Annotated in this window: 15 protein-coding genes; 12 read left to right on the top strand and 3 right to left on the bottom strand. The window is 66.9% G+C overall.

All coding sequences use genetic code 11. The features are described from left to right. Positions 1-93: 93 nt before the first annotated feature. Positions 94-1,497: a PQQ-binding-like beta-propeller repeat protein gene (locus I0Q12_RS09150; RefSeq protein ID WP_197251629.1), complete on the top strand. Its 1,404-nt coding sequence runs from the start codon at positions 94-96 to the stop codon at positions 1,495-1,497. Between the two features lie 43 nt (positions 1,498-1,540). Here I0Q12_RS09150 and I0Q12_RS09145 read toward each other — a convergent pair whose 3' ends face one another. After that, on the bottom strand, positions 1,541-2,440 hold the full coding sequence (locus I0Q12_RS09145) for a LysR family transcriptional regulator (RefSeq protein ID WP_197251628.1): 900 nt from the start codon (positions 2,438-2,440) through the stop codon (positions 1,541-1,543). Positions 2,441-2,539: 99 nt separating this feature from the next. Here I0Q12_RS09145 and I0Q12_RS09140 point away from each other — a divergent pair, with 99 nt between their 5' ends. Next, a complete protein-coding gene (locus I0Q12_RS09140; protein ID WP_197251627.1) occupies positions 2,540-3,715 on the top strand; it encodes an acyl-CoA dehydrogenase family protein in 1,176 nt (391 codons plus the stop codon). Next, positions 3,712-4,926, top strand: coding sequence for a CaiB/BaiF CoA-transferase family protein (locus I0Q12_RS09135; protein WP_197251626.1), 1,215 nt, complete (start codon positions 3,712-3,714; stop codon positions 4,924-4,926). Before I0Q12_RS09140 ends, I0Q12_RS09135 begins: the two co-directional genes overlap by 4 nt. Before the next feature lie 54 nt (positions 4,927-4,980). Here the strand turns inward: I0Q12_RS09135 and I0Q12_RS09130 are convergent, their stop codons facing one another. After that, positions 4,981-6,183: an IS110 family transposase gene (locus I0Q12_RS09130; RefSeq protein ID WP_231610344.1), complete on the bottom strand. Its 1,203-nt coding sequence runs from the start codon at positions 6,181-6,183 to the stop codon at positions 4,981-4,983. A gap of 248 nt (positions 6,184-6,431) precedes the next feature. Between I0Q12_RS09130 and fabG the strand changes: the two genes are divergently transcribed. The 9 genes from fabG (at position 6,432) to I0Q12_RS09085 (ending at position 15,845) form a co-directional block, all read left to right on the top strand. Continuing rightward, the gene (fabG, locus tag I0Q12_RS09125; RefSeq protein ID WP_197251625.1) at positions 6,432-7,160 is read left to right on the top strand and encodes a 3-oxoacyl-ACP reductase FabG; all 729 of its coding nucleotides are present in this window, start codon (positions 6,432-6,434) and stop codon (positions 7,158-7,160) included. A gap of 155 nt (positions 7,161-7,315) precedes the next feature. Then, positions 7,316-7,741, top strand: a complete 426-nt coding sequence (locus I0Q12_RS09120; RefSeq protein WP_231610343.1) for a carboxymuconolactone decarboxylase family protein — start codon at positions 7,316-7,318, stop codon at positions 7,739-7,741. 73 nt (positions 7,742-7,814) lie between these two features. Further along, positions 7,815-8,606, top strand: coding sequence for an NAD(P)-binding domain-containing protein (locus tag I0Q12_RS09115; protein WP_197251624.1), 792 nt, complete (start codon positions 7,815-7,817; stop codon positions 8,604-8,606). Positions 8,607-8,937: 331 nt separating this feature from the next. Beyond that, entirely contained in the window at positions 8,938-10,563 is a 1,626-nt protein-coding gene (locus I0Q12_RS09110) for an NAD(P)/FAD-dependent oxidoreductase (protein WP_197251623.1), read from the top strand. 126 nt (positions 10,564-10,689) lie between these two features. Next, entirely contained in the window at positions 10,690-10,998 is a 309-nt protein-coding gene (locus I0Q12_RS09105) for a hypothetical protein (RefSeq protein ID WP_231610341.1), read from the top strand. After that, positions 10,995-12,077 (top strand): alpha/beta fold hydrolase, encoded by a 1,083-nt coding sequence (locus I0Q12_RS09100; protein WP_197251621.1) that lies wholly within the window; start codon positions 10,995-10,997, stop codon positions 12,075-12,077. The genes I0Q12_RS09105 and I0Q12_RS09100 overlap by 4 nt, the downstream gene beginning before the upstream one ends. Further along, a complete protein-coding gene (locus I0Q12_RS09095; RefSeq protein ID WP_197251620.1) occupies positions 12,074-12,871 on the top strand; it encodes a triacylglycerol lipase in 798 nt (265 codons plus the stop codon). The genes I0Q12_RS09100 and I0Q12_RS09095 overlap by 4 nt, the downstream gene beginning before the upstream one ends. Then, on the top strand, positions 12,868-14,451 hold the full coding sequence (locus tag I0Q12_RS09090; protein ID WP_197251619.1) for a long-chain fatty acid--CoA ligase: 1,584 nt from the start codon (positions 12,868-12,870) through the stop codon (positions 14,449-14,451). The genes I0Q12_RS09095 and I0Q12_RS09090 overlap by 4 nt, the downstream gene beginning before the upstream one ends. A 29-nt stretch (positions 14,452-14,480) precedes the next feature. Further along, positions 14,481-15,845 (top strand): MFS transporter, encoded by a 1,365-nt coding sequence (locus tag I0Q12_RS09085; RefSeq protein WP_197251618.1) that lies wholly within the window; start codon positions 14,481-14,483, stop codon positions 15,843-15,845. A gap of 72 nt (positions 15,846-15,917) precedes the next feature. On the opposite strand, the gene I0Q12_RS09080 is transcribed toward I0Q12_RS09085, so the two are convergent. Continuing rightward, on the bottom strand, positions 15,918-17,655 hold a 1,738-nt coding region (locus I0Q12_RS09080), incomplete at its 5' end, for a helix-turn-helix domain-containing protein (protein WP_231610339.1).

Genomic DNA, 17,655 nt, shown 5'->3' with positions numbered 1-17,655 from the left:
CGACGTCACCTCTCGCGCCGATGTTCCGGCCGAACCGCTTCCGATGGAGCGTCTCGAACAGATCGCGTCGACGCCGGGCCTGGAGGTGTGACGGTGGCGGTAACCAGGGAGATTCGAAACCTCTTGTGTGCCGCGGTCGCCGCCGTCGTGACCACGGCCGGCGCTGTCGCGGTGATCGCCCACGCCGAGGGCGACGGCACCCGCAAGATCACCGGAACCGTCGATGCGGCGCCGGGTCTCGGCTGGACCGTCGAGGCGCAGAGCGTCCACGGACACGAGTCGGCGCAGTTCCGGGATCCGGTATACGGCAGCGAATACGACTGGGGCATACCGGGTTTCCTCGATCTCGGCGATACCCTCGTCGCGCTCGTCGGCGTCCAGGGCGGCATGGCCCTGGACGATGCGCACCTCGTCGGTGTCGACGCCGACTCCGGACGGATCCGGTGGCTCAGCCCCGCGGGCGACCTGGCCGGATGCGCGGATTCCGCGGTGGATGCAACCCTGGTGTGCTTCACTCCGGGCTGGTCCGGCGATCCGGCGCTGGTCGGCTACGACCTCGTGACGGGTGAGATCACCCGCGTCCCCACCGAGTGGGGCACCTTCGCGATCGCCGCCACCGACGACCGTCTCTACGTCGCGGAAGGCAGCGTCGAGAACGACGACGTGCGGGTGCACGCAGGAACTCTCCTCGATCCCGACGCGCACTTCACCCGCGCGTTCGACATGGGCACCGGCTGGGACGACACCGCCCTACCCGACGCCCTCGATGTGCGCCACGGACAGGGACTGCTCACGCTCGGTACCGACATCGCCGGATTCGACCTCGACACCGGCGACGAGACGTGGACCGCGCAGGCGGACGGCTGCTCCCGCGTCCAGCCGACGCTCGGCGCGCTGGTCGTGCGCGTGCACGTCGAGTGCGACGGTCTCCGTGTCACCGGATCCGACCTGCTCGACGGCACCGGAGCCGTCATCGCCGCCACCGACAGCGCCGCGGCGCACTCCCCTGCGTTCGACGGCCCCGCCGACGACACCGTACCGGTCCTGCTCGGCGACGGCGCGTACGACCGGGCCACCGGTGACCCGGTGTGGTCCGCCCCGGAACTCGTGTCGGTGCCACGGGAACCGGACGAGTACAACGCCAACACCCGGTTGGGCACGGTGCGTGCCGTGCTCGGCGACGTCGCGCTGCTGACCGATCACACCGCCCACACCGAGACCGGACTCGACCTGCGCACCGGGACCAGGCTGTGGCAGAACGTGCCCGAACGGTCCGGCACGGTGCTGGGCCACACCGAAGACCTCATCGTGCAGTCCGATTTCACCGGCCTGTGGGCGATGGACGTCCGGACCGGGGACCTCGAGTGGGATATCCCGTTCCTTGCGGTCGACAACGATCCGGACGCGCTCGGTGACGGGGGAACGCTCAGCGTCCGCCCCGGCGACCGGTACGTCTACGTTTCGGCGCGCTCGATTATCGGCCTGCGCCCACTCTGACTGTCGGGCAACGGCATTCGAGTGCATGTTCACCACTCCACGCTCACCGAAAATCCTTGTCGGCGGTGTCGAGCACGATCCGGAGGACGGCCTTCGATGCCGGGTTGGGGTCGTCGCGTCGCCATGCCACACGAAGGTCGACGTCGGGGGTGGACTCGTCGAGCGGAACGAACACGACATGGGGATCGTTGACGTTCGCCGCCACCGACGCCAGGGTCAGGTGACACCCGACCTCGGCGCTGACCAGCGCCAATGCCGTCTGGGTGTCCGGAGCGACCTGGACCACGTCGGGGACGAAACCTCCGGCGCGCGCGAGCCGGCGCAACCGATCGGGAAGGACCGCGCCCTCGTGCGGGGGCAGGGAGACGAAGCCTTCCGCAGCGAACCGAGCGATCGACAGTCGCTGTTCCCCCGCCAGCGGATGGGTGTCCGGTAGTGCTACGACGAGCGAGTCCTGCATCACCACGCGTACGGCCACCTCGGCGGGGACGATGTCCCAGCGGCCCAGCGCGATGTCGGTCTCGCCACTGACGAGCTTCTTCATCGCGGGCTGGGCGAAGTTCTGGCTGGAGAGCTCGAGCTGGATGCCGGGCCGCTGCGAACGCACCACCCGGGCGAGGCGAGCGACGAGCTGGTGGGTCGACGCCCCGGCGAACGCGATGCGGACGAGTCCGACGTCTCCGTCGTCGGCGGCGCGGACCGCGGCCTCGGCCCGGCGCAGCGCGTCGAGTACGTCCCGGGCAGGGCCGACGAGCGCCTCTCCACTCGCCGTGAGTTTCACCGCCCGGGTGCTGCGGGAGAACAACTCGGTGTCGAGTTCGCGTTCGAGTTGCTTGATGGTGCGGCTCAGTGGGGGCTGCGCTCGATGCAGCTTCTCGGCTGCACGACCGAAGTGCAGTTCCTCGGCAACCGCCAGGAACGCCTGGAGTTGTGAGATCTCCACCTGATCCGCCCTTCTACCTCGGGTGATGCTTTTCATGTCATTTCAGAACTACCGATTAGGTATTGGACCGATCATAATCCCGTCGCCATAGTTGGTGACATGTCCCTCCTCGAAACCGAAGTCCCCGACGACGTCTTCGCCGACATCCTCGGGCACGTCAGAGAATTCGTCCGCACTCGCGTGGTCCCTCGGGAGCAGGAGATCGCCGAGACCGACGCCATCCCCGACGACATCCGGGCCGCCGTCAAGGAGATGGGCCTGTTCGGCTACGCCGTTCCGCAGGAATGGGGCGGCCTGGGCCTGAACCTGATGCAGGACGTCGAACTCGCCATGGAACTGGGATACACCACCCTGTCGCTGCGCTCGATGTTCGGAACCAACAACGGCATCGCCGGGCAGGTCCTGGTCAACTTCGGCACCGACGAGCAGAAGAAGCGGTGGCTCGAAGGTATCGCCTCCGGCGACGTCGTCGCCTCCTTCGCCCTGACGGAGCCGGGTGCCGGTTCGAACCCCGCCGGACTGCGCACCAAGGCCGTGCGCGACGGTGACGACTGGATCATCACGGGCGAGAAGCGGTTCATCACCAACGCACCGATCGCCGATCTGTTCGTCGTCTTCGCGCGCACGCGTCCGGCCGACGAGAACGGCACCGGCATCGCGGTCTTCCTCGTCCCGGCGGACGCCGACGGTGTGCAGGTGGGCAACAAGGACGCCAAGATGGGCCAGGCCGGCGCCTGGACCGCGGACGTGCACTTCGACCAGGTCCGGGTTCCCGCGGCAGCGCTGGTCGGCGGCAACGAGGACGTGGGCTACAAGGCCGCGATGATCTCGCTCGCCCGCGGCCGCGTGCACATCGCCGCGCTGGCCGTCGGGCAGGCACAGCGCGCCCTCGACGAATCGGTCGCGTACGCGGCTGCGGCAACTCAGGGCGGCACCCCGATCGGCAACTTCCAGCTGGTGCAGGCGATGATCGCCGATCAGCAGACCGGGGTGATGGCCGGCCGCGCGCTCGTCCGTGACGCCGCAAAGGCATGGGTCGAGGAGACCGACCGCCGTATCGCCCCCTCGGTGGCGAAGCTGTACTGCACCGAAATGGTCGGCAAGGTGGCCGATCTCGCCGTGCAGATCCACGGCGGCAGCGGGTACATGCGCGAGGTCGCCGTCGAGCGGATCTACCGCGACGTGCGCCTGCTGCGCCTGTACGAGGGCACCAGCGAAATCCAGCGCCTGATCATCGGGGGCGGACTCGTGAAGCAGGAACAGAAGGCAAAATGACACTCCCCCTCGAGGGCGTGACCGTCGTCGCGCTCGAACAAGCCGTGGCGGCACCGCTGGCCACGCGGAACCTTGCCGATCTCGGAGCCCGCGTGATCAAGGTCGAACGCCCCGACGGTGGCGACCTCGCGCGCGGCTACGACCACGTGGTGCACGGCACGGGCGCGCACTTCGTGTGGCTCAACCGAGGCAAGGAATCGATCGCCGTCGATCTCAAGCGGCCGGAAGGACGCACGGCCGTACGGAATCTCGTCGATCGTGCGGATGTCTTCCTGCAGAACCTCGCGCCCGGCGCGGCCGAGCGACTCGGGTTCGGAGCCGAACAACTGCGTGCCGATCACCCCGAACTGATCGTGGTGAACCTCTCCGGGTTCGGCGCGGGCGGGCCGATGGAACAACGCAAGGCCTACGACATGCTCGTACAGGCCGAGGCGGGCCTGATCTCGATCACGGGCACGCCCGAAACCCCGGTGAAGACAGGTATCCCCACGGCCGATATCGCGTCCGGAATGTATTGTGCCCAAGCGGTTCATGCAGCCCTGTTGCGGCGGGGACGTACGGGTGAAGGATCTGTGATCGACGTGTCGATGCTCGAGGCCACGGTCGAGTGGATGGGCCACTCGATGTACACGCAGATGTACACGGGCGAGCAGCCACCGCGCATGGGGCTGAGCCACACGTCGATCGCGCCGTACGACGCGTATCCCACTCGAGACGGCCAGGTACTGATCGGTGTGCAGAGCGAGAACGGTTGGCGCGCACTGGTCCACGACGTCCTCGAAGCGCCCGAACTCGCCGACGATCCCCGCTTCGCGACAAACATCGACCGCGTGAAACATCGAGCCGAGTGCGACGCCGCGGTGGCCGAACGAACCGCTCACCGGTCGACCGCCGAACTCGATGCGAAACTTGCCGCTGCCGGTGTTCCCGCGGCGCAGGTCAAGCAGATCGAGCAGGTCGTCGCCCATCCGCAACTCGCCGCCAGAAACCGCTGGCGCACCGTCGGCACCGAGAACGCCGAGGTCGAGGCGCTGCTTCCCCCGGCGACCTTCAGCGATGTCGAGGCCCGCATGGGCGACGTCCCCGCGCTCGGTCAGCACACTCGTGCACTGCTCGAGGAATCCGGAATGGATTCGGCCGACGTCGAATCCGCCCTCGAAGCGGGAATCGCCGTGCAATCGACCAAGCTCCATTCCGCTTCGACGCGGTGACACACACGGACCCGACCGAGTCGGGTCACAACGAAAGGACTCTCAATGATCCTGTCAAGCCGCAACAGCGGTACCCGGCAAGCTCGGTTGCCAGGTGCGGTTGTCGCGGATGAGGGCATAGAGAACATCGACGCGACGCCGAGCCAGACAGAGGGTGGCCTGGACCGGACGCTTACCTTCCGCACGTTTGCGTTGATAGTAGGCACGCGAGACGGGGTCACAGCGTGCCGCGGTCAACGCCGATATGTACATCACCCGGCGCAGGCGCCTGCTGTAACGCTGCGGAGTATGCAGACGCCCTATGCGTTTACCCGAATCCTTCGGTCTCGGCGCCAACCCAGCCCAGGCAGCGAGCTGATCCGCCGATCCGATCAGGGAGGGATCACCAACCGCGGCAAGGAATTCAGCGCCGAGCCGGAACCCGATACCCGGCAAGCTCACGATCGCCTCAGCCAGCCGGTGTCGGCGAAATCGGGCCTCGATCTCCGCGTCGGCGGCGTTGATACGTGCGTCGAGGTCGATCACCCCCTGCGCCAATTCGGCGACCAGTTCGGCAGCGACGTCCTCACCCGGCAACCGCACCGTCTGCGCCTTCGCAGCGGTGACCGCGGCCCGGGCGATCGTCTCCGCATGGCGCACCCCGGACCCGGCGAGCATCGTGGCCAGCCGGGCCACACCGGCACGGCGGATCGCCCTCGGTCGCTGATAACGGGCCAGCAGCACCACCCAACCCCGGTCCGAGGAGATCTGCGCGACGCGTTCGAGCCCGGGACAGATCGCGACGAGTTGCTGACGCAGTCGGTTGATGGTGCGGGTGCGGTCGGCGACCAGATCGGTGCGGTGACCGGTGAGCATCTGCAGCTCGCGGATCAACTCGTCGTCGGGGTGCAGAACGGGCAGGTCCGAGCGCATCCGGGACTGATCGGCGATCACCCGGGCGTCTCGGGCGTCGGTCTTGGCTTCGCCGCCGCGGTAGACCGACGATGCCTGCCACACCGAACGCCCGGACAGATACCGCACCGGTTTCCCGGCGTCGGCCAGGACGGTCAGCAACAAGGTGACGTAGACGGTGGTCAGATCCACCGTCCACGACACCACCTCGCCGAGGGCGTCGATCTCGGTGATCACCGCGCGAATCGTTGCTTCGTCGTTGTCGCATCGTCGCGACAGCACCACCGCTCCGGAAGTGTCAAGCACGCATATCCAGTGGTGTTCCTTGCCGACGTCGATTCCTGCCCACAGCCGCGAACCGGTCATCGGATCCCTCGTTTTCGCTTGTGTCCGAACAACGCCCCGATGGACGACCCCGCCGGCATTTCCTTAAACAAGCGATCATTCGCAGATCTCAATCAGCGGCCCGAGGTCTCCAAGCGGGTCGGGTGGCCAGTCCTTTCAAGCCCCACTCGAGAGTTGGGCAACCAATCATCAGCCTCGCCCGGCCCGCCCGGGTTACAGCACAACGTAACTCTCACGAAGTAACTGCACCTACGAACTTAAGGATTCTCATGCTGTCAGGACGCACCGCGGTGATCACCGGAGGCGCTCAGGGGATCGGATACGCGATCGCCCGTACGTTCGCCGACAACGGCGCCCGGGTCGTGATCGGCGACCTCGATGAGTCCAAGGCGAAGGATGCTGCTGCTTCGCTGGGAACCGATGCGCTCGGCGTCGGCTGCAACGTGGTCTCCTCCGACGACGTGGCCCGTCTGCTCGACGCTGCCGTCGAATCGTTCGGATCCCTCGACATCATGGTCAACAACGCCGGCATCACCCGCGACGCGACGATGCGCAAGATGACCGAACAGCAGTTCGACGACGTGATCTCTGTTCACCTGCGCGGATGCTGGAACGGCACCCGTCAGGCGGCCGGGATCATGCGTGAGAACGGCGGCGGATCGATCATCAACCTGTCCTCGATCTCCGGCAAGGTCGGTTTCGTGGGTCAGACGAACTACTCCGCGGCCAAGGCCGGAATCGTCGGCCTGACGAAGGCGGCTGCCAAGGAGGTCGCACATCTCGGGGTACGGATCAACGCCGTTCAGCCCGGTCTCATCCGCACGGCGATGACCGAAGCGATGCCACAGAAGGCGTGGGACCAGAAGATGTCCGAGATCCCCATGCAGCGGGCCGGCGAACCGTCCGAAATAGCTTCCGTCGCCCTCTTCTACGCGTCGAACCTGTCCTCGTACATGACCGGCACCGTCGCGGAGGTCACCGGCGGACGCTACATGTAGAGCGGACTGTTCCACATCGGAACACCGTCACTTCGGCCTGTCGCTCTAGCGTGGGAGCGGTAGCCATGGTGCCCGTCACATCGGTGACACCGCGGCGGACGACAACACATCGGGACGCGAACCGACCGTGTCCTGCGAGCCGACAGGACGACCTCATGACCACAGACATGACCACAGAACGCTTCCAGCGAGGCCTCGACCGCATGATGGGGCTCGTCTCCACCGAGCACTCCAACACGTTCGATCACGCCAAGCTCGTCGAGTCCTACAAGGATCTCGACACCGAGCTGCCCGACTACATCGTCTCGTTCGCGTTCGGGGACATCTACTCCCGGACGAGCCTGAGCCGGCAGGAGCAGACGCTCGTCACCATCTCCACGCTGGTCGCCCTGGGTACCGAGCCGCAGCTGAAGCTGCACATCAACGTGGGTTTCAATGTGGGCCTGACCAAGGAGAAGATCGTCGGCGCTCTGATCCAGTGCATCCCCTACATCGGATTCCCGCGCGTCCTCAACGCCCTGACCCTGCTCAAGGAAGTCATGGCCGAGCGCGGCCTCGAGGTCGAGTCGCCCACCAACTGAGGCGACATCCCGCGGCACATCAGGGTCCGTGCGGATCGCCGCCCCACCCACTCAATATCTCTAGGAAACCCTCATGCACTTGGTTATCGGACTCGGGCCCATCGGCGGAAGTGTCGGCGCACATCTCGCCGAGCTGGGCCGGAAGGTGTACGGCTACGACTTCAACCAGGAACGCCTCTGCGAGTGGTCGCAGGAGACCGGGTCACCGGCGGGTAGCGACCTCGCGGACGTCGATTGGAAGTCCGTCGACAGTGTCCATGTCGCGGTGCGGCTGGCGGACCAGGTCTCGTCGGTGTTCGAGGCCCTGACGGCCCACACCGCGCAGCCGCTGACCGTCTTCGTCCACACCACGCTCGCGCCTGCCGACGCACGGAAGATTCTGCCCTCGGCCCCGGACGGCTGGCGCGTCTTCGAGGCCCCCGTGTCGGGCGGCCCCCAGGGTGCACGCCACGGCACGATGACCGTCTTCCTCGCCGGACCCGCGCCCACCGACGCCGAAAATGCTCTGCTGGAAGACATCTCCGGCCGCGTGTTCCGCACGGAGTCCTACGGACAGCCGGCCATCGTGAAGCTTCTCAACAACACGCTCGCCACCTACAACCTGGCCGCCGCCGCACGGATGCTCGCAGTCGCCGAGCAGTCGGGGGTGGCAGCCCGGGATCTCTTCGACGTGATCGGAGTGTCCACCGGCCAGAGCTGGATGAGCGACAACCTCGCCGATGTCCAGTACGACCTGCTGCTCAAGGATGTCGAATTGCTCCGCGGCGAAATCGGCTCGCTTCCCGCCGTGGATCTCGGCGACGAAGTCGAGGCGAACATTCTCCGAGCACGTGAACTGCTGACCAGCGGTTCCGAAAATCGTTGACCGAGAACGAATAACACCGACAGATCTCGGCGGGTCGTTTCCCGCCGGGAACATGTCCCGCCCAGAGGGGTCGGACGAGGCCGGCTCCTCGTCCGACCCCTCTGCGCGTTTCCGGTGCTGCGCAAACCTGTCGGCGCAGGGTGTTCCGGATGTGTTTCACATCGGAACAGCTGTGTGCCGGACGACAGGCCTAACTTCGAACACAGACCTCGTGTCGACCGTCACACGAGATCGACACGGCGGGAGACGCCACAGGAAGCGGAACGCAGGGGTTTTCCGCGTCCGGTCGGATTCGACACCAATCTCATCGCACCGAACGAAGGCCATTTCCATGACTGCACAGATCGCACCCAGCATCGTCGACGCCGTTGTCATCGGCGCAGGATTCGGCGGCATCTACGCCGTGCACAAGCTGCACAACGAACTCGGGCTGACCACCGTCGGTTTCGACAAGGCGGACGGCCCCGGTGGCACCTGGTACTGGAACCGTTACCCCGGCGCCCTCTCCGACACCGAGAGCCACCTCTACCGCTTCTCGTTCGACCGCGACCTGCTGCAGGACGGCACCTGGAAGACCACCTACATCACCCAGCCGGAGATCCTCGAGTACCTCGAGAGCGTCGTCGAGCGGTTCGACCTGCGCCGCCACTTCCGGTTCGGCACCGAGGTCACCTCGGCGATCTACCTGGACGACGAGAACCTGTGGGAGGTCACCACCGACAAGGGTGAGGTCTACCGCGCCAGGTACGTCGTGAACGCTGTCGGCCTGCTCTCCGCGATCAACTTCCCCGACCTGCCCGGTCTGGACACCTTCGAGGGCGAGACCATCCACACCGCGGCCTGGCCCGAGGGCAAGAGCCTCGCCGGTCGTCGCGTCGGTGTCATCGGCACCGGATCCACCGGCCAGCAGGTCATCACCGCCCTGGCCCCCGAGGTCGAGCACCTCACCGTGTTCGTCCGGACCCCGCAGTACTCCGTGCCGGTCGGCAACCGACCGGTCACGAAGGAACAGATCGACGCGATCAAGGCCGACTACGACGGCATCTGGGACCGCGCCAAGAAGTCCGCGGTGGCCTTCGGCTTCGAGGAGTCCACCCTGCCGGCCATGTCGGTGTCGGAGGAGGAGCGCAACCGCATCTTCCAGGAGGCCTGGGACCACGGCGGCGGCTTCCGCTTCATGTTCGGGACCTTCGGCGACATCGCCACCGACGAGGCCGCCAACGAAGCCGCCGCATCGTTCATCCGCAGCAAGGTCGCGGAGATCATCAAGGATCCGGAGACCGCCCGCAAGCTGATGCCGACCGGTCTGTTCGCCAAGCGTCCGCTGTGCGACAGCGGCTACTACGAGGTGTACAACCGGCCGAACGTCGAGGCCGTCGCGATCAAGGAGAACCCCATCCGCGAGGTCACCGCGAAGGGCGTCGTGACCGAGGACGGCGTCCTGCACGAACTCGACGTGCTCGTCTTCGCCACCGGATTCGACGCGGTCGACGGCAACTACCGCCGCATCGAGATCCGGGGCCGGAACGGCCTGCACATCAACGACCACTGGAACGGTCAGCCGACGAGCTACCTGGGTGTCACGACCGCGAACTTCCCCAACTGGTTCATGGTGCTCGGACCCAACGGCCCGTTCACGAATCTGCCGCCGACCATCGAGACGCAGGTCGAGTGGATCAGCGACACCGTCGAATACGCCGAGCGCAACGAGATCCGTGCCATCGAGCCCACCCCGGAGGCCGAGGAGGAGTGGACCGAGACCTGCACGGACATCGCGAACGCCACGCTGTTCACCCGCGGCAACTCCTGGATCTTCGGCGCGAACATTCCGGGTAAGAAGCCGAGTGTCCTGTTCTACCTGGGTGGGCTGGGTAACTACCGCGGCGTTCTCTCCGGGGTCGTTGCCGACGGGTACCGCGGCTTCGAACTGAAGTCCGCTGTCCCGGTAACGGTCTGACCTGTCGACCGCACGGAGGGAGGGGGTGCCGCCGATCGGCGGCACCCCAGCGGTCGGATGTCACACATCACCGGGTTCGACACGGGTCGGACCGGAGGGGATTTTCATGCGCAACGAGGGATATCGATGACCGGATTGCCGAGCTGGAGAACGCCTTACGATTTCGCCGAACGACTTGTCGCGCCGCCGGCCGAAGCGTTGGTGCGCAGCGATCGGTTCGCGGCAGTGGCCGCCACCGTTTTCGGTATCCGGCGTGCCGTGGGCGATGGCCTGAACGGTCTCGCCGCGACGGTGTGGCACCTGGTCAATCTGCCGGCCGGCAGCGACCTGCATCGGATGCACGCACAGCTCGGGGCGCTGGACCGGGACGTGCGGCGGCTGTCGCTGCAGCTCGAGCAGCGCGACACCGCTCGAACAGGGAGTGATGGACGATGACAATCGACGTCGAAGCACCGGGCATCGTCGACCTTGTGGGCCGGGAGCTCGAACGTTGCGTGCTCCGGGCACGCAACGGAATTCGTATGGCAGCGGGGATCTCCCGGCCCGAGGTGGGTACGACACCCAAGGATGTGGTGTGGCGCCACGGTCGCACCGAGCTGTGGCGGTACCGCAGCGACGACGTGCGGGTCTCGCCCCCGCTCCTGATCGTCTTCGGTCTGTTCTCGCGCAGCTACATTCTGGATCTGCAGAAGGGCAACAGCTTCGTCGAGCAGCTCGTCGACGCCGGATTCGATGTGTACCTGCTGGATTGGGGGGTTCCCGACGAGCGCGACGCGGCGAACCGGTTGGAGGACTACGTCGACGACTACATTCCCGCCGCGGTCGAACAGGTGCGCCGCATCTCGGGAGCCGAACAGGTCGACATGCTCGGCTACTGCTTCGGCAGCGTCCTGTCGCTGCTCTACGCCGCCCGCCGTCGCGACGCGCCGCTGTGCAGTCTGACCGTCGTGTCCGCGCCGATCGATCTGCAGCAACTGGGGCCGTTGACCAGCGTGCTCGGCAACACCGAATCCGATGTCGAGAAACTGCTCGATGTCGACGGCAACGTGCCGCCGCACGTGGTGCACCAGGCGTTCCAGATTCTGAAGCCGACCATGCGGGTCACCCGGTACGTGGATCTGTTCGACAAGCTGTGGAACGACGACTACGTCACGGCCTATCAGGCGATGATCGGATGGGCCGGCGATCACGTCCCGCTCCCCGGTGGGGTCGCACGGCAGTTGGCGGAGATGACCCGGACCAACGCGCTCGTCGACGACGCGATCGTCCTCGACGGAGACCGGGTCCACCTCTCCGACATCACCGTGCCGTTCCTGACGGTGCTGGGCGACCGCGACCACATCGTGCCGGAGGCGTCCGCCGCCCCGCTCATCGATCTGGTCGGCTCGTCCGACAAACACGAGCTGCGGCTCGAGGGCGGGCACGTGGGGGTGCTCGTGGGCCGGACCGCAGCGAAGAAGACCATCCCCGCCATCATCGAATTCCTCCTCCGACGAAGCGAGACCATCACATGACCAGCACCTCGCAACGAGGTATGTCGGCACCGGGTGATCTGCTCCACTACACCGAGTACCCGCGAGCGGCCCTCGACGGGGCGCTCCTCGCGTGCGCGGCACCCCTGTTCGCCGCACTTCCGCGCGGAGACAACCATCCCGTGCTCATCCTGCCGCGCCTGCACGGAACCGACATGTCCGCGGCGACGATGCATTTCGTGCTCCGGGGACTCGGATACCGGACCTACGGGTGGCGGCTCGGCCGCAACATCGGCCCCACCGGAAAAGCGGTGCACGGCATGCGGGCACGGCTGGACTACCTGACCAATCGGTTCCAGCAACCGGTCACGGTCATCGGGTGGAGTCTCGGCGGTATCTACGCCCGCCAGTTGGCTCGTCGCACTCCGGACGCCGTCCGGCAGGTCATCACGCTGGGCAGCCCGATCCGTCTGGCCCGGCACGAGCAGAGCCGCGCCAACCGACTGTTCCATTCGTACGCCCACGAGCACATCGAGCCGTTGGACGTACCGCTCGAACGGGGCAAGGGTCCGCTCCCGGTCCCAGCGACGTCGATCTACAGCCCGCTCGACGGCGTCGTCGCCTGGCGGACCTGCCTCGACGAGCCGTCCGAGCGTGCAGAGAACATCGCCGTCCTGGCCAGCCACATCGGGATCATCGGTCACCCTGCAGCGTTGTGGGCCGTCGCGGACCGTCTCGCCCAACCCGTCGGCAGGTGGACCCCGTTCCGGCCCCCGCCGTGGCTGTGGATGGCCTACCCAGAACCCGAAAGTCCCGTACCAGAAGGTCTGTCATGACGAACCTCGCTCACATCCTCACCGAGTCCGCGCGCCGATATCCCGATCGGCCCGCGTTTCGTGTCGACGACGTCGTCGTCACCTATGCAGAACTCGACGCACTGACCGCGCGCGCCGCGGCCCGCCTCCGGGCCCGAGGAGTCCTGCCGGGTGACCGAGTCGCGATCGCACTGCCGAACGTTCTGGCATTCCCGGTTCTCTACTACGGCGTTCTTCGCGCCGGCGCGACCGTCGTGCCGATGAACCCGCTGCTCAAGGCCCGCGAACTCGAGCACCACTTCCGTGACTCCGGTGCCGCGCTCGCATTGGTGTGGAGCACCGTGGCGGCCGAGGCGGATTCCGCCGCCGCAGCGACCGGAACCACGGCTGTCGTCGTCGACGAGGAGACCGTCGCGGCCGTCGCGGAGTGGCCGGCCACCGAGGATGTCGCCGCGCGAGACGACGCCGATACGGCCGTGATCCTCTACACCTCCGGTACGACCGGGACCCCGAAGGGTGCCCAGCTCACCCACGCGAATCTGCGTCGCAACGCCACCACGTTCGTCGACATGTTCGACTTCGGCCCCGGCGACGTGGTGGCGGGGTGCCTGCCGTTCTTCCATGCGTTCGGGCAGAGCAACGCACTGAACGCCTCCATCCTGGCGGGTGCGAGTGTGTCGCTGGTACAACGCTTCGACGCTGCGAAGGTTCTGCAGCTCATCGAGCGACACGGGGTGACCGTATTCGAGGGCGTTCCCACGATGTATGTCGGCCTGCTCCACACCGATCTCGGGCCGGTCGACACCTCGAGTCTGCGCATGTGTGTCTCCGGTGGTGCCGCGTTGCCGGTCGAGGTTCTGAACGGCTTCGAGGAGACCTTCGGCGCCCCGATTCTCGAGGGTTACGGTCTGACCGAGACGTCGCCGACCGCCACTTTCAACCGGCTCGGCCACACGAAGCCCGGTTCGATCGGACTGCCCATCGACGGTGTCGACATGAAGGTGGTGGACAGGAACGGCGCCGAGGTCCCGTCCGGTGAGGTCGGCGAGATCGTCATCCGGGGGCACAACGTGATGAAGGGCTACTGGAACCGCCCGGACGCCACCGCGGCGGCGATCGTCGACGGATGGTTCCATACCGGCGACATGGCCGTCCGCGACGACGACGGCTTCTACTTCGTCGTCGACCGCAAGAAGGACATCATCATTCGGGGCGGGTACAACATCTACCCGCGCGAGATCGAAGAAGTGCTCTACGAGCATCCCGCAGTGCGCGAGGCCGCGGTCATCGGTGTGCCGCACGCGACGCACGGTGAGGAGGTCGCCGCCGCGATCACCTTGCGTGCCGGCGCCGCCGCGACACCCGACGAACTCCGCGAGTACGTCAGGACCCGCGTGGCCGCCTACAAGTATCCGCGCCATGTCTGGCTGGTCGACAAACTTCCCAAGGGAAGCACCGGCAAGATCCTCAAGCGCGAGATCGACTTCCCCGCAGAGATTCTGGGGACTTCTACGCCCTCCGGTCGGGATCGGGGCCATCGGCCGTCCGACCCGAACGGGCGCCACCGGCACACCGAACCGGCCGCCGCGCCGACCACATGACGAAACCTGCTCCCCCATCGGAGAACCGAATGACTTCGACAACAACCGATCCGGACACTCGACGCAGACGAACCGTCGCGTGGGTCGTGTCCCTCGCCACCGTCGGCCTGATCTTCGACGGCTACGACCTCGTCGCCTACGGCGCGGTGGTGTCCACCTTCCTCGACGATCCGAGTCACATCGGTGAGGTCACGCCCGCGCTCGCGGGCACGCTCGGCAGCTACGCGCTGCTGGGAATGATGTTCGGCGCCTTGCTCGCCGGTGCCGTCGGCGACGTGCTGGGACGCCGCAAGGTCATGCTCATCTCCTACGCATGGTTCTCCATCGGCATGTTCGTCACCGCACTGATGACGACGACCACCACCTTCGGTGCGATGCGCTTCGTCACCGGCCTCGGCATCGGGGCACTCATCGCGACGACCGCGACCCTGGTGACCGAGATCGCCCCGCCGGGGAAGAAGAACCTCTACAGTGCGATCACCTACTCCGGCGTGCCGCTGGGGAGCCTGCTGGGCGCCCTTCTCGCGATCCTTCTACTCGAATCCATCGGCTGGCGAGGGCTGTTCATGATCGGCGCACTGCCGATCGTCACGCTGCTGCCCCTGGCGATCGTGAAGATGCCCGAGTCGGTGCAGTGGCTGGTCGCCCGCGGCCGGATCGACGAGGCCCGCGCGGTCTCCGCGCGAACCGGTGTGCCGATGCCCGACAGCCTCGCGCCGCCGGCGAAGACCGAGCGGGTGGGTTTCGCCGGCCTGGTCGGGCGCGGATTCCTGTTCTCGACGATCGTGGTGGGATCGATCAGCGCCCTCGGACAGTTCCTCAACTACTACCTCAACACGTGGTTGCCGGTGTTGATGGAGAAATCGGGGTTCAACACCAAGGGATCGCTGGCCTTCCTCCTCGTGCTCAGTGGAGGTGCAATCCTGGGCGCGGTCGCCGGCTCGCGGTGCGCCGACCGATTCGGCCCGAAACCTGTTGTGGCCACGGGCTTCTTCATCGGCGCGACCTTCGTCGCCCTGATGACCCTGAACCTGCCGCTTCCCGTCCTGCTGTTCTTCGTCGCGGTCGTCGGCTTCGGCACCACCGGAACGTCGATTCTGGTGTACGGATTGGTGGCGAACTACTTCCCCACCCGGATGCGCGGTGCTGCCGTCGCGTGGGCTGCCGGCTTCGGCAGGCTCGGCGGCGTCAGCGGCCCGCTGCTGGGTGGCCTGTTCCTGGCCGCCGGGCTCGGGGTGGACGCGGTGTTCTATGTCCTCGCCGGCTTCGCGCTGCTGGGAGTCGTCCTGACGGTGCTGATTCCGAAGGTCCGGGCCGGGGCGGACGTTCCCGACCGCACCGAAGAATCCCCCGGCCCGAGCTCCGCCGAGCCGGCGCTGTCAGCGACCACCTAGGCGCTGACGCGCCCGTGTGCCTTTGTGGCGCCCGGGGCCGCCACATGTACACACCGGCGGCGCGCTCGGGGATCAGGGGCCGAACGTGCTCAGCTGTTCGTCATCGATCTTCAAGGTCCGCATCTTGCGATACAGCGTGGTCCGGCCGATGCCGAGGATCTCCGCAGCGCGTGACTTGTTGCCTTCGGCGTCGCGCAGTGCACCGATGATCGCCTCACGCTCGGCCTGCTCGTAGCGGCCCATGGTGGAACGGGTGGTATCGCACATGGAGGGCGGGAGGTCCTTGGCCTGGACGAACCCGCCTTCCTGTGCCGGTGGCAGGGACGCCAGCAGCCGGACCAGCTCGGCAACGTTCCCCGGCCAGCGCCAGGCCAGCAGGCAACGGAGCGCGACAGGCGAGAATCGCGGCGGTGGTGTACCTGGGAAGCGGGCGGCGGCGACCTCGCGGATGACGGAGGGCAGCTCGTCGCGCAACTCCGCGAGCGAGGGGACACGCACGGACATGGGTGCCGAGCCGTCCTGGGAGCCACCGCGCTCGGTGAGAATCACCAGGGGACCGTTCGCAGCTCCGGAGCACCGACCCCGAGCGAAATCTGCGAGGCGCGTGCGACTTTCGTTTCCGACATCGTCGGCATCGACGACGACACCCCTGCCCTCGCGCAACACTTCGCCGGCCGCGTCCCAGAAGCTGCTGTTCTCGGAGAGGTCGGGCCGGGTGAACACCGCAGGGTCCCGGCCGGTTCGTTCGCGCAGCCACGTCGTGGCCTGGAAGCGCTTGCCGACCCCGGGCTCGCCGACGAGATGGATGAATCCGTCCGGGCCCGCCACGGCGGTGAGCTGACGACGCACCCGTTCGTACGGGGACTCCGTGGACCGGCGGGTGGCGATCAGGCCGTCGGACGTGCCACCGACGACCGGAATGCTCCCACCCCGCGGGGGTGTACCGAGATCGGTGGGCATCGGTTCGGCCGCACCGGGAGTCACGAACTCGAGAGCGAAGATTGCGTCGTGTTCGTCGCGGCCCAGACGCCGCACCAGCGCCTCGGTTCCGAGTGTGGGAAGTTCCAGGCGCAGGACGTCGTCGCCCCAACGATGGGCTCGCAGTTTCTCCCACAACACGGCGTGCGCTTCGGCGTCCAGGTGTGCGAGAGACGGCAGATCCGTCATCACGGTGTCCGAACTCATCACCAACACCGATCGCCGACCCGCACGGAAGCGGCGGTACACACGTGCCAGCTCCAGGTCGCGGGAATCGGCCATGTTCTCGAGCGCTTCGGCGATCTGCTGTCCGGCCTGCCGGGCCATCGCCACCATCAACGGGCTCGAGACGTCGATGTGGGAGGCGAAGGCGAGCGACCCGACCATCCGCCCGGTGACGGGGTGCTTGATGGGAGCTCCGGCGCACGCCAGCCGCGCCAGGTTGTCGTTGAAATGCTCGCTGCCGCGGACGAATACGACATCGCGAGCTTCGATGGGAGTGCCGAGACCGTTCGTGCCCAGGGCCTGCTCGGAGAAGTCGAAACCCTCGATTGCGTTGGCCTGGTCCAGGATTCGAGCATCCTCGGCGTCGACGATCCGGCGGGACATGATGCGGCCGTTCTCGTCGGCGAGCAGCAGCGCCAATCGCGACTGGGTGAGATTGTTCTGCCACTGGTCCAGGACGCGACCTGCCGCGCGCAGGATGGCGCTGTCCGGGTCGATCTCTCCGAGGACGAGCGGTTCGGCTCCGGGGTCGACCCGGTTCGAGATGGAGCGACGCCAGCTCTGCTCGATCTCCGACGCAACAAGGGATTCCGGCACGGACGCCCGG

Source organism: Rhodococcus sp. CX (assembly GCF_015865005.1).
Taxonomy (GTDB): domain Bacteria; phylum Actinomycetota; class Actinomycetes; order Mycobacteriales; family Mycobacteriaceae; genus Rhodococcus.
This window is presented reverse-complemented; position numbering and strand designations above follow the sequence as displayed.

Coding starts and splice junctions, on each gene's coding strand:
- I0Q12_RS09140 (WP_197251627.1), top strand. CDS start 2,540: ATGTCCCTCCTCGAAACCGAAGTCCCCGACGACGTCTTCGCCGACATC.
- I0Q12_RS09115 (WP_197251624.1), top strand. CDS start 7,815: ATGCACTTGGTTATCGGACTCGGGCCCATCGGCGGAAGTGTCGGCGCA.
- I0Q12_RS09130 (WP_231610344.1), bottom strand. CDS start 6,183: ATGACCGGTTCGCGGCTGTGGGCAGGAATCGACGTCGGCAAGGAACAC.
- I0Q12_RS09095 (WP_197251620.1), top strand. CDS start 12,074: ATGACCAGCACCTCGCAACGAGGTATGTCGGCACCGGGTGATCTGCTC.
- I0Q12_RS09135 (WP_197251626.1), top strand. CDS start 3,712: ATGACACTCCCCCTCGAGGGCGTGACCGTCGTCGCGCTCGAACAAGCC.
- I0Q12_RS09120 (WP_231610343.1), top strand. CDS start 7,316: ATGACCACAGACATGACCACAGAACGCTTCCAGCGAGGCCTCGACCGC.
- I0Q12_RS09090 (WP_197251619.1), top strand. CDS start 12,868: ATGACGAACCTCGCTCACATCCTCACCGAGTCCGCGCGCCGATATCCC.
- I0Q12_RS09105 (WP_231610341.1), top strand. CDS start 10,690: ATGACCGGATTGCCGAGCTGGAGAACGCCTTACGATTTCGCCGAACGA.
- I0Q12_RS09085 (WP_197251618.1), top strand. CDS start 14,481: ATGACTTCGACAACAACCGATCCGGACACTCGACGCAGACGAACCGTC.
- I0Q12_RS09110 (WP_197251623.1), top strand. CDS start 8,938: ATGACTGCACAGATCGCACCCAGCATCGTCGACGCCGTTGTCATCGGC.
- fabG (WP_197251625.1), top strand. CDS start 6,432: ATGCTGTCAGGACGCACCGCGGTGATCACCGGAGGCGCTCAGGGGATC.
- I0Q12_RS09100 (WP_197251621.1), top strand. CDS start 10,995: ATGACAATCGACGTCGAAGCACCGGGCATCGTCGACCTTGTGGGCCGG.